Raw genomic sequence first — 20,781 nt, forward strand, 5'->3', positions numbered from 1 at the left:
TTGTTCGATTAGTTTCCGGTCCGGCGCACGGGACCGGCTCGTCGACGCCACTGGCCGAACCTGCGTCCCCGCCCGAGGAGATCACCATGACCGTTCCCGCTCCGCGGGTCCGTCGCCGACCCCGGACCCGGGGTCGGCTGTTGCCACTGCTGCTCACGGTCGCGTTGCTGCTGCCGGTGGCGCTGCTCACCGGGCAGGCCCACCGGCTCCTCGACGCCGACCGGGAGGTCGCCGAGCGGGAACGGCTGGGGGTGACCTACCTGCGGACCCTGGGGCCACTCACCGTGGCGCTGGTCGACGCGCAGAGCGCCGCGGTGGCCCGCCGGCCGACCACCAGGCTGGCTTTGGACCAGGCGGTGGAGCAGGTGGCGGCCGTGGATGCCGAGATCGGCGGCGAGTTGCGCACCGGAGAACGGTGGGCCGGTCTGCGGGCCAAACTGGAGGCCCTTCCGGAGCGACCGCTCAGCGATCCGGAGGCCGCCTTCAGCGCCTACCGGGAGGTCACCGACCTGCTGCTGGCCCTACACACCAAGGTGCGGGAGACATCCGGCCTGGTCCAGGACCCCGGTGCCGACTCGTACTTCCTCCAGGACGGTGTCGGAGAGGAGATGCCGGAGGCCCTGGTCGCCGCCGGTCGACTCACCGACCTGGTCGCCCTGGTCCAACGGCGGCCCGACAGCGAACGGCTGCGCTCCCTGAGCGAACTGGCCGCCTACCGGGTGGCCGCCCTCCAGCCCGCCAACGACCTGGTCAACAACCTTCGGGCGGTGATGGACAGTTCGGAGAGCGCCGACCTCGGCGGGCACGTGCTCACCCCCTTCGACGCCTACCAGCGGGGCGTCGAGGCGATGGCGCTGACCTCCCAACCGGACCGGACCGGTGCGATCGACCTGGTCCGGCTCACCGGGGCCCGCCTGGAGGCGCACGAGGCCGCCAAGCAGCTACAGCCGGTTCTGCTGGACGAGGTCGACCGGCTGCTGGTCGAGCGGATCGATGAACTCAACCGGGACGACCTGCTGGTCCTCGGCGCGGGTGGGGTGGCCGTACTGCTCCTGGTCGCCCTGGCGGTGACCGGTTGGTCGGCCCGCCGGAAGGACGACCCGGTAGCCCTGGACCCGGCCGGTGGCGCCCCGACGGGTGTCGACCCGACCGTGCCGACCACCACCCGGTGGGAGCAGATGCCGGCGCAACGGTCCCCGGTGGCCGTGGGCAACAGCCCCGATCCGGATCGCTGGAGGCCCTTCGATGCTGCTCGATAGGCTTCGGATCCGGGGCAAGCTGGCCCTGTTGGTGCTGATCCCGGTGCTCTGCATGCTCGGGCTGACCCTGCCGGTGGTCGCGGAACGGGCCGGGGTGGCCCGGCGGGCCGGTGACATCGCCAGCACCGTGCAGGTCGCCAACCGGGTCGGCACCATCCTGCAACACCTGCAACGGGAACGGATGCTCGCGGTCGGTCTGCTGCTGCGACAGATCGACCGCAGGGACCTGGTCCAGCAGATCGCTGAGGTCGACGACCTGGTCTTCGACCTCCGGGCGGAACTGGGCGAGGAGCTGTCCCCCGGGGTGACCGCGGCGCTGGAGGGGGTCCGGCAACTGACTCCGGTACGCACGGCCACCCTCGCCAACCGCGCCACCGCCGACCAGATCATCGGCACCTACGCCCCGGTGCACCTGGCCCTGATCGACTCGCTGCGACTGCCGTACGACGTGGACACCCGGACCCCGGTCGGTCGGCAGGTGCTGGCCCTGGACCGCATCCTGCGCAAGAGCGAGGGCATCAGCGCCGGGTCCGCCCTCATCGTGCTGATCGCCGCCGACCCCCGTCCGGAGCTGGCCACCGCCTTCGTGGCCAACATGGCCACCCTCCGGGCGGACAGCAACCAGATGATCGGCCTGCTCAGCCCCGACCAGTTGGGGTTGCTGGACATCGAGCAGGCCGCGGTGGACTCCCGCGCCGGGGAGGACTTCCTCGACCAGAGCGCCCTGGACCCGGTCACCGCGGCGTCCCGGATTCCCCTGGAGGCCCTCTATCCGACCACCTCCTCCCTGATCACCCTGGGTCAGTTCGTGGAGAAGAAGCTGGTCACCGACGTCACCGCGGCGGTACGCGCCGAGCGGCAGTCCGCGCTGATCGCCGCGTACTGGGTGACCGCCCTGGTACTGCTGATCATGCTGGTGGTCGTGCTGCTGGCCCTGGTCATCGGCCGGTCGGTGGCTCGGCCGCTGACCCGACTCACCCGGTCCGCCGACCGGGTAGCCCGGGTAGCCGAGTCCGAGCTGCTGCGGGTGGCCGACGACGAGTCCGACCAGCCTCAGTCGATCCGCCTGGACCGGGTGGAGATCCGGGGCCAGGACGAGATCGGTGACCTGGCCCGGGCCTTCGAACGGGTCCAGAGCACCGCCGCGCAGCTGGTGGAGCGGCAGGTGGCGGGTCGACGCAACGTGGCCCAGATGTTCGGGCACGTCGGTCGGCGTACCCAGAATCTCGTCGGTCGGCAGATCGCCCTGATCGACCGGTTGGAGCAGCAGGAGACCGACCCGGGACGGTTGGAGAACCTGTACCGCCTCGACCACATCTCCAGCCGACTGCGGCGCAACGCCGGCAACCTGGTGGTGCTCTCCGGGGCGGCCGGGGACGTGGTGCACGCCGCACCGGTTCCGTTGGCCGACGTGGTCCGCCTGGCCCTCGGTGAGATCGAGGACTACACCCGGGTCGACGTGCAGGCCCCCATCGATGTGGCCGCAGCCCCGGCGGTCGTCGGTGACCTGGTGCTGGCCCTGGCCGAGCTGATGGAGAACGCGACCGTCTTCTCCCCGCCGCACACCCGGGTGGTGGTCAGCGGCGACCTGACCGACGAGGGTGCCCGGCTGACCGTGGTGGACCACGGGATCGGCATGACGGCGGCACGACTGGCCGAGGAGAACGCCCGGCTGACCCGACGCGAGCGGCTGGACCTGGTCCCGACCGAGGTGCTCGGGTTGTTCGTGGTGGGCCGGTTGGCCCGGCGGCACGGCTGGACGGTCGCCCTGTCCACCACCCTCAGCGGCGGGGTCACCGCCACCCTGTCGATCCCCCGGGCGGACCTGGTCCTCGGCACGATCGAGCCGCCCCGGGCCACCCCGATCACCGTCCGGCCGGCCCTACCGGGCCGCCCCCAGCCGATGCCGGTGGGCCCGGCCCGACCCGGGGAGGCGCTGGCACCCGTCGGTGCCGGCGGGCCGGGCGGGTTCGATCAGCGGCTGCTGAGCCGGGCGACCGAGAGCCTCGAGTTGGCCGAGTCATGGAACGCCTTCGCCACCGGTGGCCGCGAGGTGACCGTCGGCCCGACCGGCGGACCGGTCCCGGCGCCGACGGCACCGGCCGGAGCGACCACCCCGCCGCCGGGAATCCGGCAACGGGTGCCCGGGGCCAGCCTGCCCAGGATCGCACCCGGGGTCGGCCCGGTGGACGCCACCGGCGCCGACCCGATCGCCGCCCGCAGCCTGGTCGAACAGTTCGAATCCGGGGTACGCCGGGCCGAACAGCAGCGGGGGAAGGTCCTCCCCGAGCCGATCGCCCCCGCACCGTCGGGCGCGCCGACCCATCTGACCCGGCGGGTCCCCGGTGCGAACCTGGTCACCACCCCGGCCCGGCCGCCGATCACCGACCACCCCGGCGACCCGGCCGAGGTACGCGATCTCCTCAACGCGTTCGAGACCGGGGTCGCCCGGGCTCTGCGCGATGTCCGCCCCGACCGCAGCGACGACGAAGGAACGCCACATTGACCAGCCCGCACGTACACGAGAACCTCGACCACTCAGGCCACCCGGTCGGGGACCTCAGCCCCGAGGCCCGCACCTTCAACTGGCTGCTGGACACCTTCACCTCCAGCACGGCGGGCGTGGTGGAGGCGATCGCCGTCTCGTCGGACGGGCTGCTGATGGCCATGTCCGCGATCAAGGACCGGTCCAACGCGGAACGGCTGGCCGCGGTGGTCTCCGGCATGACCAGCCTGGCCGGTGGCGCCGCCAGCTGGTACGCCCTCGGCGGGCTGAACCGGGTGGTGGTGGACATGGCCGAGGGGTATCTGCTGATCAGCGCGATCAGCAGCGGCTCGGTGCTGGGGGTGGTGGCCGACCGGTCGGCCAATCTCGGCACGGTGGCCTACGAGATGACCCTCTTCGCCGGTCGAGCCGGTAGTGCGCTGACACCGCGTCTGATCGCCGAACTCAAGAATTCCGTACAGCAGTGAACCCCGACGCCGCCGGTGCGGATCCGGGGCCGGTCCCCCGGATCCGGCCCTATCTGCGCGAGTCCCGTCCGGTCGCCCCCGACCCGACGGAGACACCGGCGGCGGTCGGGACGGAACCTGGGACACCGACCGGCCTGCGCCCGTTCGTGCTCACCTCCGGCCGGGTGGCCGGAGCCGACCCGACGATCGGCCTGGAGACCCAGGTGACGGCCCGGTCGACCGCCGAGGCGCGGCACCTGACAGCCGCCCGGCTGACCCCGGAACTCCAGGCGATCGTGGCACTCTGTGACGAGCCGATCTCGGTCGCCGAGATCTCCGCCAAGACCCGGCTGCACTTCGGTGTGACCCGGGTGCTGGTGGGTGACCTGCGGGCGGCCGGTCATCTCGATGTGCACGTCACCGACGCCGACGAGGCTCTCGACCCCGACATCATCCTGCGAGTGATTGATGGACTCCGTGCAATCTCCTGACTGGCCGGTCGCCCCACAGGGCGCGCTCACCGCCAACAGCGCCACGGCACGCTACGGCGGCCCCCCTCCGGTGCCCCCGCCGGTGGTGGGTCGGGCCACTGCGCCCCCGCCCCGGCCGGCCGGGGCGCCGTACCCTCCCTCGGCCCCCGCGCCGGCCGGGATGGGCCCGGCCCCGCGCCCCGCGCCACCGATCCCGGTCAAGATTCTGATCGCGGGCGGTTTCGGGGTGGGCAAGACGACCACGGTGGCCTCCATCTCGGAGATCCAACCGCTGACCACCGAGGCGGAGATGACCATCGCCGGGCTGGGGGTCGACGATCCGGGACAACGCTTCGACAAGACCACCACCACGGTGGCGATGGACTTCGGCTGCGTCACCATCGACCGCAGCCTCAAGCTCTACCTGTTCGGTACGCCCGGTCAGGCTCGCTTCGGCTTCATGTGGGACGACCTGGCGCGCGGGGCACTCGGGGCGCTGGTGGTGGTCGACAGCGCCCGGCTGGACGACAGTTACCCGGCTATCGACTTCTTCGAGCGGGCCCGGTTGCCCTTCGTGGTCGGGGTGAACGCCTTCGACGGGCGGCTGGCCCACGACCTCGGTGCGATCCGATGGGCCCTGGCGATCGGGGACCATGTACCTCTGGTGCAGTTCGACGCCCGTGACCGACTCTCGGTACGGGACGCCCTGCTGGTCGTCCTGGACCGGGCGCTGGTGCGGGCCACCCGGGACAAGCGGGCCTGAGCCGAACGGCTCAAGCCCCTGGTGGGAAGGGGTGAGGCGAATGCGAGGCGGGCTGGACGAGACCCTGGCTCGGATGCGGCGGCGCGAGGAGGCCCTGCGCCGCCGGTCCACCGGGGCCACCGACAGAGCCGACGAGGCAACCGGGGCGGGGGATCCGGAGGGCTCCTCCGGCGGCCGCAACGCCGGGCCCGGCTGGACCACCCCCCGGGCACCGGCCGGGTCCCCGCCACGCGGTGTGCTCGACGATGTCGTCGAGGCGCTGCGGGCCGCCGTCGCGGTCCATCCGGGCACGGCGGTCACCGCCCGGATCGACCAGGACGGGCAGGCGTACGACCTGCGGGTGGCCTGGACCGGTGCGGAGGTGACCGTGACCGGGCAGCCGGTGGTGGCACCCCCGGCCTGGCCGCTGTCGGAGCACACCGTCGCCGACTGGCCGGCCAGCCAGGAGACCCTGCCCGGCGCTCCGGCGGCCCGGCTGGCCGAGCTGATCCGCCGCAACCCCGCCCTGCTGGCCGGGGAGGAGCCGCCAGGCTGACCGGACGCGGGATGATCGCGCCGTTTAAGGTCAGGCGATGGGCGAACCCGAGTTGACCTTGACCGCGAGCCTGCGTCCGGCCGCGCTGGATGCCCGGCGCGGCGTCGTCCGGCTGCACCCCGAGGTGCTCACCGCCCTGGCTCTGCGGCCGGGGGACCCGGTCCAGTTGACCGGCCAGCGGGTGACCGCCGGCATCGTCGCCCCGGCCGAGTCGACCGCCAGCACCGCGCTGTTGTACGCCGATGACCTGATCCTGGGCAACCTAGGTCTCCGCGACGGCGGGCAGGTGCGGGTGAGCGCCACCCCGGTCGTCGCGGCCACCCGGGTGCTGCTCGCCGGGCCGGCGCAGATAGTCGCCGTGGTCTCCCCGGAGATGCTCCGGTTGGCCCTGCTGGGCAAGGTGGTCACCACCGGGGACGACGTCTCCCTGCTGCCCCAGGACATCCTGCCGGACGCCGCCACCCGCAACCTGGTCGAGGCGGCCCGGCGCAGCCTCTCCAACCGGGTCGGCTACGCCTGGACCAGCACCCTGTTGCGGGTCGTCGCGGTCGAACCCGAGGTGGGTGCCCTGGTAACCATGGACACCATGGTCGGTTGGCAGCACGGGGCCGCCACCGGAGGTGTCGCCGACCCGATCGCCACCCGCACGGCCTCCCTGGCCGGTCCCGGTGGGGCGGTCAGGGTCCAGGCCGGTGGGGCCACCACCGCCGGTACGTCTCAGGCCGACTGGACGGGCACCAGGGGCGCGACCGAGGAGGAGCACGTCCCCTCGGTGGATGAGCTGCCCGGCCTGCGGGCCCAGGCCGAGGAGCTGAACGAACTGCTGGACCTCGGCTTCCACCACCGCGAGGTGCTGGCCCGGCTGGGCACCGCGGTGGCGCTGGGGGTGCTGGTCAGCGGTCCGGCCGGCTCCGGCAAGTCGGCCCTGGTCCGGGCGGTAGCCGCTCAGGTCGGAGCCCGGGTCCATCCACTCTGGGCACCCGAGATCGCCGCGCTGACCAACTCCTCGGCGGCGGACCGACTGCGGGCGACCACCGCCGAGGTGCTGACCGACGGCCCGGCCGTGCTGCTGGTCTCCGACGTGGAGGCGTTGGCCCCGGCGGACACCCCGGGACCGGTGGCCACGGTGTTCCGCCAGTGCCTGGCCCAGATCGTCCGGGCCGGCGCCGCCGTGGTCTGCACCACCAGCCGCCCGGAGGCCATGGACCCGGCGCTGCGGTCCCCGGATCTGCTCTCGGTACGGATCGATGTGCCCCTGCCGGACGCCGCCCTGCGCCGGGAACAGTTGACCGTGTTGACCCGTCCGGTCCCGCTGGCCGAGGACGTACGGCTGGAGGAGGTGGCCGGGCGTACCCCCGGTTTCGTCGCCGCCGACCTGGCCGCGCTGGTCCGGGAGGCCGGGGTCCGCGCGGCGCGGCGGCAGAAGTCGGCCGAGAACCCGACCGTACGGATGGCCGACTTCACGGCCGCCCTGGAGGTGGTCCGGCCGACGACCATGGCCGCCTCCACCCTGGAACTGGCCCGGGTCACCCTGGACGACGTCGGTGACCTGGTAGAGGTCAAGCAGCAGTTGACCGAGTCCGTGCTCTGGCCCCTGACCTACCCGGACACCTTCGCCCGACTGGGGGTGCAGCCACCTCGCGGGGTGCTGCTCTACGGCCCGCCGGGCTGCGGCAAGACCTACCTGGTGACCGCCCTGGCCGGCTCCGGACGGGCCAATGTGCTCTCCGTCAAGGGCGCGGAACTGCTGTCGAAGTGGGTCGGCGAGAGCGAACGGGCCGTCCGCGAACTGTTCCGCCGGGCCCGGGAGGCCGCCCCGACCCTCGTCTTCCTGGACGAGGTGGACGCCCTGGCCCCGGTACGCGGCCAGGCCACCGACGGTGGCACCACCGACCGGGTGGTGGCCGCCCTGCTCACCGAGTTGGACGGGGTGGAGGCCCTGCGCAATGTCGTCGTGGTCGGCGCTACCAACCGGCCCGACCTGATCGACCCGGCGCTGCTGCGCCCGGGTCGGCTGGAACGGCTGGTCTACGTGCCGCCACCGGACGCCGAGGCACGCGCGGCGATCCTGCGCGCCGCCGCCCGCAACGTGCCGCTGGCCGAGGACGTCGATCTCGACGAACTCGGCGGAGACCTGGACGGCTTCTCGGCCGCCGACTGCGCCGCGCTGGTCCGGGAGGCGGCCCTGGCGGCGATGCGCGAGTCGCTGACCGCCGCCACGGTCACGGCCGCACACGTGCAGACCGCCCGCAGTCGGGTCCGCCCCTCCCTGGATCCGGCCCAGGTGGCCTGGCTGGCCGCGTACGCCGAGCAGCGGAGCTGAGCCCTAGAGCGCCGGTGGGGTCGAGTCGAGGTGAATCTCGGCGTACACCTTCTCGCCGTCCTCGCGTAGCTTCGCGCCGCACTTCTCCAGCACGGACAGCGCCCCGCGATTCTCCGGTGTGGTGTCGGCGACCACCACCCGCATCCCGGCCGCGGCGGCCAGGTTCAACAACTCGCGCAACGCCGCCGCGCCGAGGCCCTGACCCCGGGCGGAGCGACCCAGCCACATGCCCGCCTCGACGGTGTCCGGGGCGTCCCGGCGGGTCATCCGGATCATCCCGACCACCTCACCCCCGGCCATGATCGCGTACATGGCGGTGCGGGTGGCCGAGTGCAGACCACCGAAGTTGGCCCGGTGGAACTCCCGGAAGGCCTCCCTGCGGGCGTGGGACCAGCCGGCCGGGGCATCCACCGGCGGCATCACGTCGTCCGGCTCCGCCTCAGCGGCTGCCACGGACAGCAACGGTTCAAGATTCTGCTCGTCCACCGGCTCCAACCGGACCGCACCCGTCACCTGCCGGAGTCTTCCGCGCTCAGCCGGGGAAGTCCACCGGGTTGCCGAGGAGGTGCCCCTCCGGTCCGCAGGAATCGACCAGTCGGGTCGGTTCAGCGGCGGCGGCTCCGGGCCCGGGAGGCGCGCAGCCGGCGCAGTCGGCCGACCAGCACCGGGTCGGCGGCCAGCGCCGCCGGATTGTCCAGCAGGGCGTTGAGCAACTGGTAGTAGCGGGTGGCGGAGAGCCCGAAACGATCCCGGATCGCCTGTTCCTTGGCGCCGGCGTGCCGCCACCACTGCCGTTCGAAGGCGAGGATCTCCTGCTCCCGCTCGCCGAGGGCACCAACCGACTCCGGGCCCGCAGCGACGGTCGGTGCTCCGGCTTCCGTGGTCGAGGCTTCGGCAGCGGCGGTCGGTGCGGACTCGGCTTCGGGTGCGGAACGCGGCAGCGGCACCGCCCCGGAGTCCGGGCCGGTCGGCACCCGGGCCTCGGGGCTCTGGGCTGTCGGGGTGGCGTCGGCGGGCGGCAATGGGGCTCCTCACGGGGGCGGCCGACACGGGCGACGCCAGCCGGGTTCCCAGCCTAACCACAGGTCACGGCCGACGCACCAGGAGCGCGCCGAGGCCGTTGCCACACCGGAACAGGTGCCGAAAGAGGTGCCGCCCGTGGGCGCGATCCGGGGAGAGATCGTGCCCACGGGCGGCCAGGGTGCCGGTCCTCAGGTGATGTCGCGCCGACGCAGCGTCCAGAGGGCCCCGCCGAGGAACACCACCACCGCGACCGTGAACAGGATCGACGAGTGCTGCATGGTGATGTCCATGGTGGCCGGCTGGCACTCACCGGTGTAGGAGGCGTCACAGGATCGCCAGTCGGTGAGAGTCGTGCTCTTGGCCATCCAGGCGTACAGGTAGGTGGGCCATAGCCAGGCGTCGGCGAACCGGACCTGGGCCAGTTCCAGCATGATGGTCAGCCCGGTCTGGCCGACCACCATGACCGCCACCGCCCCGCCCAGTGCCATCGCGGTGTGCCGGCCCAGTGAGGCCAGGGCGAAGCCCACGGTCGCCGCGACCAGCACCAACACGATCCCGCGCAACCCGGTGAGCAGGAAGGACTGCCAGACCCCGGAGGTCACCCCCTCGGTGGTCCCGCGCCAGTTGGCGATCAGCCAGAGCAGGCCGAACCACACCGCGGTGGCCGGCACCGCCAGGGCCAGCATGCCGGTGAGCAACGCGCCCAGCTTGGTCAACAGGACGGTCAGCCGTTTCGGTCGCCACAGCAGCAGGTTCATCATTCCGCCGCTGTTCCACTCGGCGCCGATGAAGGAGGCCCCCACCACGTAACCGACCATGCCCAGGATCGCCGCGAGGGTGACCAGCATGTCCGGAACGTTGGTCTTGAAGATGAAGGTCGACGGGAGGTACCACTCCTCCTGGTAGCTCTCCCGTTCCGGCGGGGCGATCGTCGCGCAGTCGGCCGGGTAGTCGTCGACGTTCTCGCCGGCCGCCTTCGCGCGCTCACAGTTGGCGCGCTCCTGATCGGCCCACCGCACCTGCTCCTGGTACTGCTGGTCGGCGGCCCGACGGGCTTCGGCCCACTGTTCGGGACCGATCTTCTCGTTGGTCAGGAGCAGGCCCACCACGATCAGGCCCAGCACCAGCAGGCCACCCACGGTCGTCCAGCGGGCGAAGCGCCGCTTGGCCAGCCGGCGCAGCTCGGTACGGAAGAGACTCACGCGCCCCAACCTCCCCCGGTGGGTGCGGACGGTGCCGCCCCATCGACTTGTACGGACTGGTCGACCTGCCGGTGCTGGCCGGGGACCGGCGCGGTGTTGGTCAGCTCGAGGAAGACGCTCTCCAGGTCCACCGTGACCGGGGCGAGTTCGCTGACGTAGAGGCCGTGTTCGGCCAGCAGCCGGGTGATCGTGGCCGGCTTGTCCACCCCGGAGACCATCAGATGGTCCGGGTTCGCGGTCACCCGGTAACCGTTGCCGTGCAGGGCGTTGGCGGCCAGCGGCAGGTCCATCACGGCTTCCAGCCGGACCCGGATTCCGCCGGAGGAGTGCTGGGCCAGCACCTCGTCGACCGGGCCGAAGGCCACCCGGCGGCCCAGCGAGATGATGGTGACCGAGTCACAGATCAGCTGGATCTCACCGAGGATGTGGCTGGAGAGCAGCACGGTCATCCCCGACTCGGTCAGGTTGCGCACCAAGGTACGCATCTCCCGGATGCCGCCCGGGTCCAGGCCGTTGGCCGGCTCGTCCAGGATCAGCAGCCGGGGGTTCTTCAGCAGGGCGGAGGCGACCGCCAGGCGCTGCTTCATGCCGAGCGAGTACGTCTTGACCCGCTCGCCGGCCCGATCGCGCAGGCCGACCAGTTCCAGCACCTCGTCGACCCGCTGGGCGGGCACCTCGCCGGCGCCGGCCAGCAGGGACAGGGTGTCGCGGGCGGTGAAGTTCGGGAAGAACTGCGGGCTCTCCACGATCGCGCCGACCTGCCGGGCTACCTGGGGCAGCGCCGCCGGCACCTCCTGGCCGAGGATGGACATCCGGCCACCGTCGGAGCGGATGAGCCCGAGCAGGGTACGCAGAGTGGTGGTCTTTCCGGACCCGTTGGGGCCCAGGAAGCCGTGCACCTCGCCGGCTTCGACCCGCATGTCAAAGCCGTCCAGGGCGTTGCGGGTGCCACGTCGTCGGCTCCGGTACGTCTTTCGTAGACCTTCGATTTCCAGGACAGCTGGCAAGCTGCACCTCCCCCGTTGGTGTGTGGGTGTCCACGACACCATACGCGGTATGCAGCCGATGGCAATACCCGGTATGCATCAGCGTTTCGGACGGCAGTCAGCCCTACCCTCCCGGCGGCACCCCTCACCCGCCGTACGCAGGTACGCAGGGCGCCGGCATCGACGGCGCGGGTGGTGTCGCGCCCTCAGGCGCAGATGACGTGGACCCCGGCGGCGCGGAAGGCCTCGACCACCTCGGATGCGGCACCCGAGTCGGTGACCAGGGTTTCCACCCGGTCGATCGGACAGATCCGGGCGAAGGCGTGACCCCCCAGTTTGGAGGAGTCAGCGATTATCACCACTCGTTTGGCCCGGGCCACCATCAGGTTGTTCATCGCCGCCTCCCCCTCGTGATGGGCGGCGGCACCCAGGTGGGGGTCGATGGCGTCCACCCCCAGCAGGGCCACGTCCAGGGTCACCTCGCGCAGCAGGGCCCCACCCAAAGGGCCCACCAGCTCGAAGGACTTGGGTCGCACCACCCCGCCGGCGACCACCACCTTCATCCGGGAGCGGACCAGCAGCTCGTTGGCGATGTTGAGGGCGTTGGTGACCACGGTCAACTGGGCGCCCTCGGCACTGGTGTTGAGATCCGGACGTACGGCCAGGGCCCGCGCCACCTCGGTGCTGGTGGTGCCGCCGTTGAGGCCGACCACCGTGCCCGGAGTGACCAGCGCCGCGGCGGCCGCGCCGATGCGCTGCTTCTCCGCGGAGTGCTTGGCGGTCTTGTAGCGCAGCGGCAGGTCGTAGGAGACCCCGTTGGCGACCGCACCACCCCGGGTACGGGTGATCATCTGCTGCTGGGCCAGCTGATCGAAGTCCCGCCGGATGGTCGCCTGCGAAACCTCCAGCCGGTCGGCGGCCTCCTCCACGGTGACCCGACCGGTGTCGGTCAGCATTTCGAGCAGGGCGTTCCATCTCGCGTAACGGTCCACCCCGGGACCTCCGTGTCTGCACGAACGGTGATTGGTTGCGTGCACACTAGTGCGCGAAACTACGATGAGGCAAAACCCTGCATTGCTCGATCATCCCAGCGGTTGCTATTTCCATCGGATTTCGCGCAGAATAACGCTCGAAAGACGGGCCAAACGAGCCGTAATGCGCAGCCGCTGCGAGGAGTTCTCATGGCGTTCGTTCCCGCGGAGATCGCAAGCCAGCCGGACTGTTGGCGTCAGGCCGCCGACCTGGCCCCCCGGGTCCTCGACCGGCTACCCCGCCGCGGTGAACGGGTCGCCGTCGTCGGCTGCGGCACCTCGTGGTTCATGGGGATGTCGTACGCGGCCCGCCGGGAGGCCGCCGGGCACGGCGAGACGGACGCCTTCCAGGCCAGCGAGTTCCCCACCGGCCGCCGCTACGACCGGCTGCTGGCGATCACCCGCTCCGGCACCACCACCGAGGTCCTCGACCTGCTGGCCGCCCTGCGCGGGCGGATGCCGACCACCGTGCTGGTCGGTGACCCCACCTCCCCGGCGGTGAGCCTGGCCGACGCCGCCGTCACCATGCCCTTCGCGGACGAACGGGCGGTAGTGCAGACCCGCTTCGCCACCACCGCGCTCGCCCTGTTGCGTACCCAGCTCGGCGACAACATCGACGCTCTGGTCGCGGACGCGGAGGTGGCCGTACGTGCCCCGCTGCCGATCGACCCGAACCTGATCGAGCAGGTCACCTTCCTGGGCCGGGGCTGGACCATCGGCCTGGCCCTGGAGGCCGCCCTGAAGTGCCGGGAGGCGGCCACCTTCTGGGCCGAGGCGTACCCGGCCATGGACTACCGGCACGGCCCGATCTCGGTGGCCGCCCCCGGCCGGCTGGTCTGGGCCTTCGGTGACCTGCCCGAGGGCCTCCCCGAGGATGTCGCCGCCACCGGCGCGGCCTTCGCCCACAGCCGCACCCACGGGGTGCGTACCGTGCTGGGCCGCTGGGCCGCCGGACGTACCCCGGTGGACCCGATGGCCGACCTGATCCTGGCGCAACGGTTCGCCGTGGCCCTGGCGACGAGTCGCGGGCTGGACCCGGACGCGCCCCGGCACCTGAGCCGGTCCGTGGTGCTCGCGTGAGGCTGCGCGACGGCACTGTCGTCGTCGCGCTGGACGTCGGCGGCACCGGGATCAAATGCGCCCTGATCCGTCCGGACGGGGCCGTCGTGCACAGCGAACGGCATCCCACCGGCGCACACCGTGGGGCCGAGGCCGTGGTCGACACCATCCTGACCGTCGCCGAGGGACTGGCCGCCACCGCACGGTCCGCCGGGCTGACCCCGGCCGCGCTCGGCATCGTGGTGCCCGGAATCGTGGACCAGGCCCGGGGGATGGTCCTCTGGGGGGCGAACGTCGGCTTCCGGGACGTACCGCTGCGGAAGCTGGCCGCCGACCGGCTCGGCCTGCCCACCGCGCTGGGCCACGACGTACGCGCCGGGGGCCTGGCGGAGGCGAGGCTGGGTGCCGGCCAGGACACCGAGCACCTGCTGTTCGTGGCGATCGGCACCGGCATCGCCGCCGCGCACGTGGTCGCCGGTACGGCGGCCACCGGGGCACACGGCGCCGCCGGGGAGTTCGGCCACATCCTGATCCGTCCCGGGGGCCCGCCCTGTGGCTGCGGCCGATCCGGCTGCCTGGAGGCCATCGCCTCCGCCTCGGCGGTGGCCCGCCGCTACACCGACCTGGCCGCCGCCGGACCGGCCGTGATCACCGCCGCCGAGGTGGCCCAGCGGGCAGCCGCCGGTGAGGAACTGGCCACCCGGGTCTGGCGGGAGGCCGTCGAGGCCCTGGCCGACGGACTGGCCACCGGACAGGCCCTGTTCGATGTGGAGACGGTCGTGCTGGGCGGGGGCCTGGCCCAGGCCGGTCCGGGGCTGTTCGACCCCCTGCGTAGCGAACTGCGTGATCGACTGACCTTCCACCGGGAACCGCGACTGGTCCCGGCCGCTCTCGGTGACCAGGCCGGCTGCCTCGGCGCCGCCCTGCTCGCCCTCGACCAGTTGGAGATGTCATGACCGTACGGGTGAACGGCCGGGTGGTGACCCCGAGCGGGGTGGTCCGACAGGGCTGTGTCGAGGTCAAGGGCGACCGGATCAGCGCGGTGGCCGAGTACCCGTCGGTGCGGGACGGGCACTGGATCGTCCCCGGCTTCGTGGACATCCACAACCACGGCGGGGGCGGGCACACCTTCACCACCGGCGACGCGGACTCCGCCCGGGCCGCCGCCGCCTTCCACCTGAACCACGGCACCACCAGCCTGCTGGCCGGCCTGGTCAGCGCCCCCATCGAGCTGATGCGGTCGGCCACCACCGCCTTCGCCCCGCTGGTCAAGCAGGGGGTGCTTGCCGGCATCCACTTCGAGGGGCCGTACCTGTCCGCCGCCCGCTGCGGGGCCCAGAACCCGCAGTTTCTCCGCGACCCCTCACTCGACGAACTGACCGAGTTGGTCGAGCTGGGCGAGGGGACGGTACGGATGGTCACCCTGGCCCCGGAACGGGACGGGGCCCTGGCCGCCATCGAGATGCTCACCGGGCGCGGGGTGGTGGCCGCGGTCGGGCACACCGACGCGACGTACGAGCAGACCCGCGCCGCCATCGCGGCGGGCGCCAGCGTCGGCACCCACGTGTTCAACGGCATGGGTCCGGTGCACCACCGCGAGCCGGGGCCGGCCGTGGCGTTGTTGAGCTCCCCGAACGTGTTCTGTGAGCTGATCGCCGACGGGGTGCACCTGCACGACGGCACCCTGACCTTCGCCATCTCCACGGCCGGGCCGGAACGCTGCGCCCTGATCACCGACGCGATGGCCGCCGCCGGTATGCCGGACGGCGAGTACGAACTCGGTGGTCAGGCGGTGACCGTCACCGAGGGGGTGGCCCGGCTGTCAGGCGACGGCGCGATCGCCGGCAGCACCCTGACCATGGACGCGGCGCTGCGGCACGCGGTGGCCGCCGGGCTTTCGGTGCCCGAGGCGGTACGCATGGTCTCCACCACCCCGGCGCTCGCCATCGGCCTCGGCAACGAGGTGGGCACCCTGCAGGCCGGTCTCCGCGCCGACCTGGTGGAACTCGACGAGGACCTGAATGTCGTCCGGGTGATGCGGGCGGGTGCCTGGGTGCAGTGACCCCGCCTCAGCGCGGCGCCGGGATCTCCACCCCCAGGACGGCCTGCTCGTCGGGGCGGTGCACCAACTCCTCGGTCAGGAAGGACTGCACCGCGTGGCGCATCCCGACATCCCGGCCGGCCCGCTCGGAGAGCAGCCACTTGTGCTCGATGATCTGGGCGAACAGCTCCTGCGGCTCCAGCTTGCGTCGCAGGTGCGCAGGGACGGCCCGGACCACCGGCTCGAACACCTCGGTCAGCCAGCGGTGGGCGGCCTGCTGCTCGTCGGTCAGGTCGCTCTCCGCCCGGTAGGCGTCCAGGTCGTTGAGCAGCTTGCGGGCCTGGTTCTCCTCGGCGTCCAGGCCGGTCAACCGGAGTAGTCGCCGGTGGTGGTAGCCGGCGTCGACCACCTTGGGTCGGATCAGGTAGCGCCCGTTGCCGATTGTCGACATGGCTACCTCGGCCACGTCGAAGCCCAGCTCGTTGAGGCGCCGGATCCGCCCCTCGATGTCGTGCCGGGCCTCCCGTTCGACCTGCTGCTCGTAGGTGATCTCGTGCCAGAGCCGCTCGTACCGCTGCACCACCTCCTCGCAGACCACCTCCGGGTCGATCGAGTCGTGCAGCAGGCCGGCGGCCTGAAGGTCCAGGGCCTCGCCGAAGATGTTCACCCGGGCGATCTCCAGGTCCTCACCACGTTGACCGTTGGAGAGGGCGCTGCGCAGGGCCCCGGTCTCGGCGTCCACCAGGTACGCGGCGAAGGCGCCCGCGTCCCGCCGGAACAGGGTGTTCGACAGTGAGCAGTCACCCCAGAAGAAGCCGGTCAGGTGCATCCGGACCAGCAGGGCGGCCAGGGCGTCCAGCAGCCGCCCCATGGTTCCCGGTCGCAGGGTGTGCGAGAACAGCGCCCGGTACGGCAGGGAGAACTGGAGATGCCGGGTGATCAGCACCGGGTCGAGGGGTTCACCGGCCTCGGACTCCCGGTCGGCGACGATCGCCACCGCCTGCACGGAGGGGAAGTCGATCCGCTCCAGGGCCCGCAGCAGGTCGTACTCCCGCTCGGCGACCCGTTCCCCGGTCTCCTTGACCGCGTAGACGTACCCGCCCAGTCGTACGAACCGCACCACATGCCGGGAGATGCCCTGCGGCAGGGCGACCAGATGCTCGGCCGGCCACTGCTCCAGCGGTGTCGACCAGGGCAGGTCGAGCAGGGCCGGGTCCACGAGGGCCGAAGTGATCCGCACGGCGTCAAGTCTGACGGCTGGGCCGCCGGAACGCTTCCCGGCGTGGCTGGGCACACAGTCACCCCGATCACCGCCTGAACCCGGCCGCCGCCCCGGGCCGGTAGCGTGATCGGGTGCGAGAAACCCCGACGGTACGGCGCAAGGTGCGGCTGATGCCGGTCCGACCGGCCGGCTGGTGGTTCGACGCGCTGCTGCTGGTCGCCCTCGTCGGGCTGACCGGGGCCCTGGCCGCCGGCTGGTTCTTCGGCATCGACCGGTGGGTCGCCGACTGGGCCGAGGCGAATCGGCCGACCGCCGCCTGGTGGACCGCGGTCATCCTCAACTACCTGGGCCAGGGCACCCCGCTGACCCTGATCGCGGTCGGCCTGTCGGTGCTACTGGCCCGCCGACTGCGCTCGGTACGCCCACTGCTGGTTCCGGTGGTGGCCTTCGCGCTGACCTACCTCACCATCGGACCGTTGAAGGTGTGGACGGCCCGACCGGCACCGAGCGCCAGCATCAAGGAACCCTTCCTGCCACCGGAGCAGACCCTCCCGCTGTTCCAGGAGGACCTGCCGGTCCGGTTCGCCCAGTCGTACCCCTCCGGACATGTGGCCAACGCGATCGTCTGGTACGGCGTCATCGCGCTGCTGCTAGCCCTCCTGCTGGCTGACCTGGGCCGGAGGCTGCCGCACCGGGTGGTGCTGGCGATCCGGATCGTTCCGCCGACCGTGGTGCTGTGCACGACCACCTACCTGGGCTGGCACTGGCTGAGCGACTCGGTGGCCGGGCTGATGCTGGGGCTGCTGCTGGACCGCATCCTGCACCGGGTGCCCTGGGACGACCTGCCGCTACCCGCCCGGTTCCGGCGTTGGGACCAGCCGTTCACCAAGCCTGTCTAGGCTGCGGCAGGTGGACCAGTTGGCGCGCCGGTTGGGCGTACCCGATGCCGTGATCATCGGTCTGGGGTCGATGCTCGGCGCGGGGGTCTTCGTGGTCTTCGCCCCGGCAGCGGCGACGGCCGGTGGCCTAGGCCTGCTGGTGGCACTGGCCCTGGCCGGATTCGTCGCCTTCTGCAACGCGACAAGTTCGGCCCGGCTGGCGGCCCGCTACCCCGAATCCGGCGGCACCTATGTGTACGGCCGGGAACGGCTCGGCCCGTTCGCCGGCTTCCTAGCGGGCTGGGGGTTCGTGGTCGGCAAGACGGCCAGCTGCGCGGCGATGGCACTGACCATCGGGGCGTACCTCTGGCCGGGGCAGGCCCGGCTCGTCGCCGTCGCCGCCGTCCTCGCGGTGACCGGGGTGAACCTGCGCGGCATCGCCAAGACCGCCACCGCCACCCGCATCCTGGTGCTGGTCGTGCTGGGAGTGCTCGCCCTGGTCGCGGTGGCCGGGGCGACCGAGGTCTCCATCGCCCGGATCGACGCCCCCGGCGGCTCCGCCCGGGGCGTCCTAGCCGCCGCCGGCCTGCTCTTCTTCGCCTTCGCCGGGTACGCGCGCATCGCCACCCTCGGCGAGGAGGTACGCGACCCCGAACGCACCATCCCCCGCGCGGTGCCGCTGGCCCTCGGCCTGGTGCTGGTCATCTACCTGGTACTGGCCGTGATCGCCCTCGGGGTGCTCGGTCCGGATCGGCTCGCCGCCTCGGCCGCACCGCTGGCCGAGGTGGTGACCGCCGCCGGGCTGCCCGGCCTGGACTGGGTGGTCCGCGCCGGGGCCACGGTCGCGGTGACCGGGGTGCTGCTGTCCCTGGTGGCCGGGGTCGGGCGTACCACCCTGGCGATGGCCCGCCGCCGCGACCTACCCGCCGCCCTGGCTGCCGTGCACCCCGTACGCCGGGTGCCGCACCGCGCCGAACTGGCCGTGGCAGCCGTGGTGATCCTGGTGGTGGCGCTGGCCGACGTACGGGGCGCGATCGGCTTCTCCAGCGTCACCGTGCTCGTCTACTACGCAATCACCAACGCAGCGGCATTGACCCTCGGCCGGGACCCGGCCCGGACGCTGTCGGTGCAGGCCCTGGCCGGGGCCGGTCTGGTCGGCTGCATCCTGCTCGCGGTCAACCTGCCGCTGGGCAGCGTGCTCGCCGGTTTCGGCGTCCTCGCCCTCGGCTCAGCCTGGTACGCCCTACGCGCAGCACGCCGCTGAACCAGCCCGGTCACTCCGTCTCACGCGGATGGCCGGTGCCGACATACGTGAGCCAGACCGTACGGCGCTCGTCGTCGACGAGGCACCAGATCCGACCTCCGCCGGTCACCTCGTACTGCTGTTCCCAAGTCCCGCTACCTATTCGCCTCAGGCATCTTCAACCAACTGAAAATCACTCCGAATGACGCCATATTCCGCAGGTTCCACCCAGCAACTGAAGCGGCATCCGAGCAGGCTCGACTGCTCTACCCCCAATTGATACGCCAGAACTTCGGCGTCCGTCTTCCGGATTCTGGAGTCGCCCACCTCACGGAATTCCGCGATCCCGCCACGTTTACCAACCACGACATACTCGACCCTCCCTCCAACCCCACTTCTATCCACATGCTCGCCATGGTCGTCAGCCATCGGCTGACCACAAATGCCACATGCAGGTAGACTGGCGGTTGTATCCGGAGACATTTCAGCATCCTCTCAGGAATTTGGCGGTCGTGAGGTTCAACGTGAAGCACACGCGATGAGAATTAACTAGTCATCCGAACTCCAGCTTCTTATGCCATCCTGACCATCCGGCCAATACGGGTAATCCGGGTGGCGGATCTTGGAGCCGGCGGCAAATCCGGATTTCGGTCGGGCTCGCTGGTTGCGCCAGCGGATGTAGCCGCCGATGGCGGCGTCCTGCTCCGTGTGGCTGCGGTGGTCGATTGCGTTGAGAGCGAAGTAGCGCACTGCGGCGAACTCGGCTTCGATCCAGTGCGGGGAGAAGTTGTCGCAGATCAGAGAGAGCTTCTGGTCGGGCCAGCGGCGGCGCAGGGTCTTGAGGAAACGGAGGAACTCGCGCCAGCGTTTGCGATCGCGGATGCGGTAGTGCAGGCGGCCGGTGGCCAGGTCGAGGGCGGCGATCATGTGCCGAACGCCCTGGTCGCGGGTGTAGGTGGCGCGCAGCCGTGCCGGCTGTCCCTGGAATCGCCAGGCCCGGCCGGGGCGTGGTTGCAGGTTCAGCGGCCCGAATTCGTCGACGCAAATCACCCTGCCGCCGACGGGTGGGTGGTCGTAGAGGTCCAGGATCCGGCGCATCTTGGTCGTGAAGTCGGGATCGGTGCTGGCCTTCCAGTTGGCGAGACAGGCCCGGGATCCCTGTCGGTGGCGGGCTGCTGGGTTACGTCTGGGGAGCTGTGCTGCTTTCCGTGACGGAGGCGAAGCGGTACCGCGTGGTACAGTGCGGTACATGATGAGGATTACGCTGCGGGAGTTCCGTGATGGCGCGGGTCGTGTGTTGGACGGGGTTGAGCGCACCGGTGAGCCGGTCATCATCACGAAGTACGAACGGCCTGTCGCCGTGCTGGTCGGCATCGACGAGTGGGAGGAGATCGAGGCGTTCCGGGACCATAGGGACGCTGCGGTGATCGCTCGTTCCCGTGCCGAGGGACAGTTCGTGCCGCTGTCGGCGGCTTTGGAGTCGCTCGGGGTTGATCCTCGTGAGGTGGAGGCGCTGCTGGCTGACCGGGCCAATGGTGAGGCGGCGTGAAGGTTCAAATCGACCGGGACGTGCTGGTCTGGCTGCACAAGCAGCCACGCAACGTGTTCCTGACCGTCCTGAGCGCAATCCTCGGCTTGGTCTCCGACCCTGTGCCACAGAACTCGACCGAGATGCGCGACGGATCCGGGCGTCGGCTGCGCGTCGGTGACTACCGGATCCTCTACCGCCTCGACCGCGACGAGTTGACCATCCACGCCGTCGGGCACCGCAAGGACGTCTACACCTAAGCCACA

General features: G+C 71.5%; 22 protein-coding genes. 14 read left to right on the forward strand and 8 right to left on the reverse strand.

The window, feature by feature from the left end; translation table 11 throughout:
- Positions 1–86: 86 nt before the first annotated feature.
- From ACGFIK_RS18000 to ACGFIK_RS18030, 7 genes are read left to right on the forward strand one after another with little or no spacing between them, the layout of a single operon-like run.
- Complete coding sequence (locus ACGFIK_RS18000) at positions 87–1,259, forward strand: hypothetical protein (protein WP_327023856.1); 1,173 nt, start codon at positions 87–89, stop codon at positions 1,257–1,259.
- Entirely contained in the window at positions 1,246–3,765 is a 2,520-nt protein-coding gene (locus tag ACGFIK_RS18005) for an ATP-binding protein (protein WP_327023855.1), read from the forward strand. The genes ACGFIK_RS18000 and ACGFIK_RS18005 overlap by 14 nt, the downstream gene beginning before the upstream one ends.
- Complete coding sequence (locus ACGFIK_RS18010) at positions 3,762–4,232, forward strand: roadblock/LC7 domain-containing protein (RefSeq protein ID WP_327023854.1); 471 nt, start codon at positions 3,762–3,764, stop codon at positions 4,230–4,232. The genes ACGFIK_RS18005 and ACGFIK_RS18010 overlap by 4 nt, the downstream gene beginning before the upstream one ends.
- Positions 4,229–4,702, forward strand: coding sequence for a DUF742 domain-containing protein (locus ACGFIK_RS18015; RefSeq protein WP_393340279.1), 474 nt, complete (start codon positions 4,229–4,231; stop codon positions 4,700–4,702). The genes ACGFIK_RS18010 and ACGFIK_RS18015 overlap by 4 nt, the downstream gene beginning before the upstream one ends.
- The gene (locus ACGFIK_RS18020; protein WP_327023852.1) at positions 4,680–5,444 is read left to right on the forward strand and encodes an ATP/GTP-binding protein; all 765 of its coding nucleotides are present in this window, start codon (positions 4,680–4,682) and stop codon (positions 5,442–5,444) included. The genes ACGFIK_RS18015 and ACGFIK_RS18020 overlap by 23 nt, the downstream gene beginning before the upstream one ends.
- 40 nt (positions 5,445–5,484) lie before the next feature.
- On the forward strand, positions 5,485–5,979 hold the full coding sequence (locus tag ACGFIK_RS18025) for a hypothetical protein (RefSeq protein ID WP_393340282.1): 495 nt from the start codon (positions 5,485–5,487) through the stop codon (positions 5,977–5,979).
- Positions 5,980–6,016: 37 nt separating this feature from the next.
- On the forward strand, positions 6,017–8,302 hold the full coding sequence (locus tag ACGFIK_RS18030) for an AAA family ATPase (protein ID WP_327023850.1): 2,286 nt from the start codon (positions 6,017–6,019) through the stop codon (positions 8,300–8,302).
- Between the two features lie 3 nt (positions 8,303–8,305).
- Here the strand turns inward: ACGFIK_RS18030 and ACGFIK_RS18035 are convergent, their stop codons facing one another.
- The 5 genes from ACGFIK_RS18035 to ACGFIK_RS18055 form a co-directional block, all read right to left on the reverse strand.
- Positions 8,306–8,815, reverse strand: coding sequence for a GNAT family N-acetyltransferase (locus tag ACGFIK_RS18035; RefSeq protein WP_327023849.1), 510 nt, complete (start codon positions 8,813–8,815; stop codon positions 8,306–8,308).
- Between the two features lie 92 nt (positions 8,816–8,907).
- Entirely contained in the window at positions 8,908–9,324 is a 417-nt protein-coding gene (locus tag ACGFIK_RS18040; protein WP_393340285.1) for a DUF3263 domain-containing protein, read from the reverse strand.
- A 189-nt stretch (positions 9,325–9,513) separates the two neighbouring features.
- Positions 9,514–10,527, reverse strand: coding sequence for an ABC transporter permease subunit (locus tag ACGFIK_RS18045; protein WP_327023848.1), 1,014 nt, complete (start codon positions 10,525–10,527; stop codon positions 9,514–9,516).
- Positions 10,524–11,534, reverse strand: a complete 1,011-nt coding sequence (locus ACGFIK_RS18050; RefSeq protein ID WP_327023847.1) for an ATP-binding cassette domain-containing protein — start codon at positions 11,532–11,534, stop codon at positions 10,524–10,526. Before ACGFIK_RS18050 ends, ACGFIK_RS18045 begins: the two co-directional genes overlap by 4 nt.
- A gap of 185 nt (positions 11,535–11,719) precedes the next feature.
- The gene (locus ACGFIK_RS18055; RefSeq protein WP_327023846.1) at positions 11,720–12,505 is read right to left on the reverse strand and encodes a DeoR/GlpR family DNA-binding transcription regulator; all 786 of its coding nucleotides are present in this window, start codon (positions 12,503–12,505) and stop codon (positions 11,720–11,722) included.
- A 189-nt stretch (positions 12,506–12,694) separates the two neighbouring features.
- On the opposite strand from ACGFIK_RS18055, the gene ACGFIK_RS18060 reads away from it, so the two are divergent.
- Genes ACGFIK_RS18060 through nagA form a run of 3 tightly spaced genes read left to right on the forward strand, consistent with a single transcriptional unit; the run spans position 12,695 to position 15,665 of the window.
- Positions 12,695–13,624: a sugar isomerase gene (locus ACGFIK_RS18060; protein ID WP_327023845.1), complete on the forward strand. Its 930-nt coding sequence runs from the start codon at positions 12,695–12,697 to the stop codon at positions 13,622–13,624.
- On the forward strand, positions 13,621–14,559 hold the full coding sequence (locus tag ACGFIK_RS18065; RefSeq protein WP_393340287.1) for an ROK family protein: 939 nt from the start codon (positions 13,621–13,623) through the stop codon (positions 14,557–14,559). Before ACGFIK_RS18060 ends, ACGFIK_RS18065 begins: the two co-directional genes overlap by 4 nt.
- Positions 14,556–15,665 (forward strand): N-acetylglucosamine-6-phosphate deacetylase, encoded by a 1,110-nt coding sequence (gene nagA, locus ACGFIK_RS18070; protein WP_393340290.1) that lies wholly within the window; start codon positions 14,556–14,558, stop codon positions 15,663–15,665. The genes ACGFIK_RS18065 and nagA overlap by 4 nt, the downstream gene beginning before the upstream one ends.
- 7 nt (positions 15,666–15,672) lie before the next feature.
- Here nagA and ACGFIK_RS18075 read toward each other — a convergent pair whose 3' ends face one another.
- Complete coding sequence (locus ACGFIK_RS18075; RefSeq protein ID WP_393340293.1) at positions 15,673–16,884, reverse strand: DUF4032 domain-containing protein; 1,212 nt, start codon at positions 16,882–16,884, stop codon at positions 15,673–15,675.
- 143 nt (positions 16,885–17,027) lie between these two features.
- Between ACGFIK_RS18075 and ACGFIK_RS18080 the strand changes: the two genes are divergently transcribed.
- Positions 17,028–17,765, forward strand: a complete 738-nt coding sequence (locus ACGFIK_RS18080; protein WP_393340369.1) for a phosphatase PAP2 family protein — start codon at positions 17,028–17,030, stop codon at positions 17,763–17,765.
- Positions 17,766–17,775: 10 nt separating this feature from the next.
- The gene (locus ACGFIK_RS18085; RefSeq protein WP_393340296.1) at positions 17,776–19,008 is read left to right on the forward strand and encodes an APC family permease; all 1,233 of its coding nucleotides are present in this window, start codon (positions 17,776–17,778) and stop codon (positions 19,006–19,008) included.
- Between the two features lie 147 nt (positions 19,009–19,155).
- On the opposite strand, the gene ACGFIK_RS18090 is transcribed toward ACGFIK_RS18085, so the two are convergent.
- Entirely contained in the window at positions 19,156–19,416 is a 261-nt protein-coding gene (locus ACGFIK_RS18090; protein ID WP_327023840.1) for a hypothetical protein, read from the reverse strand.
- Between the two features lie 120 nt (positions 19,417–19,536).
- On the reverse strand, positions 19,537–20,085 hold the full coding sequence (locus ACGFIK_RS18095; RefSeq protein WP_327023839.1) for a transposase: 549 nt from the start codon (positions 20,083–20,085) through the stop codon (positions 19,537–19,539).
- A gap of 151 nt (positions 20,086–20,236) precedes the next feature.
- On the opposite strand from ACGFIK_RS18095, the gene ACGFIK_RS18100 reads away from it, so the two are divergent.
- Both ACGFIK_RS18100 and ACGFIK_RS18105 read left to right on the forward strand, forming a co-directional pair.
- Positions 20,237–20,536, forward strand: coding sequence for a type II toxin-antitoxin system Phd/YefM family antitoxin (locus ACGFIK_RS18100; RefSeq protein WP_327023838.1), 300 nt, complete (start codon positions 20,237–20,239; stop codon positions 20,534–20,536).
- Positions 20,533–20,775, forward strand: coding sequence for a type II toxin-antitoxin system RelE/ParE family toxin (locus tag ACGFIK_RS18105; protein WP_357530373.1), 243 nt, complete (start codon positions 20,533–20,535; stop codon positions 20,773–20,775). The genes ACGFIK_RS18100 and ACGFIK_RS18105 overlap by 4 nt, the downstream gene beginning before the upstream one ends.
- Positions 20,776–20,781: the final 6 nt, after the last annotated feature.

Origin of the sequence: Micromonospora sp. NPDC048871, assembly GCF_043198155.1 — a bacterium.
Taxonomy (GTDB): domain Bacteria; phylum Actinomycetota; class Actinomycetes; order Mycobacteriales; family Micromonosporaceae; genus Micromonospora.

Coding starts and splice junctions, on each gene's coding strand:
- ACGFIK_RS18060 (WP_327023845.1), top strand. CDS start 12,695: ATGGCGTTCGTTCCCGCGGAGATCGCAAGCCAGCCGGACTGTTGGCGT.
- ACGFIK_RS18005 (WP_327023855.1), top strand. CDS start 1,246: ATGCTGCTCGATAGGCTTCGGATCCGGGGCAAGCTGGCCCTGTTGGTG.
- ACGFIK_RS18025 (WP_393340282.1), top strand. CDS start 5,485: ATGCGAGGCGGGCTGGACGAGACCCTGGCTCGGATGCGGCGGCGCGAG.
- ACGFIK_RS18030 (WP_327023850.1), top strand. CDS start 6,017: ATGGGCGAACCCGAGTTGACCTTGACCGCGAGCCTGCGTCCGGCCGCG.
- ACGFIK_RS18020 (WP_327023852.1), top strand. CDS start 4,680: ATGGACTCCGTGCAATCTCCTGACTGGCCGGTCGCCCCACAGGGCGCG.
- ACGFIK_RS18100 (WP_327023838.1), top strand. CDS start 20,237: ATGATGAGGATTACGCTGCGGGAGTTCCGTGATGGCGCGGGTCGTGTG.
- ACGFIK_RS18000 (WP_327023856.1), top strand. CDS start 87: ATGACCGTTCCCGCTCCGCGGGTCCGTCGCCGACCCCGGACCCGGGGT.
- nagA (WP_393340290.1), top strand. CDS start 14,556: ATGACCGTACGGGTGAACGGCCGGGTGGTGACCCCGAGCGGGGTGGTC.
- ACGFIK_RS18090 (WP_327023840.1), bottom strand. CDS start 19,416: ATGGCTGACGACCATGGCGAGCATGTGGATAGAAGTGGGGTTGGAGGG.
- ACGFIK_RS18095 (WP_327023839.1), bottom strand. CDS start 20,085: ATGCGCCGGATCCTGGACCTCTACGACCACCCACCCGTCGGCGGCAGG.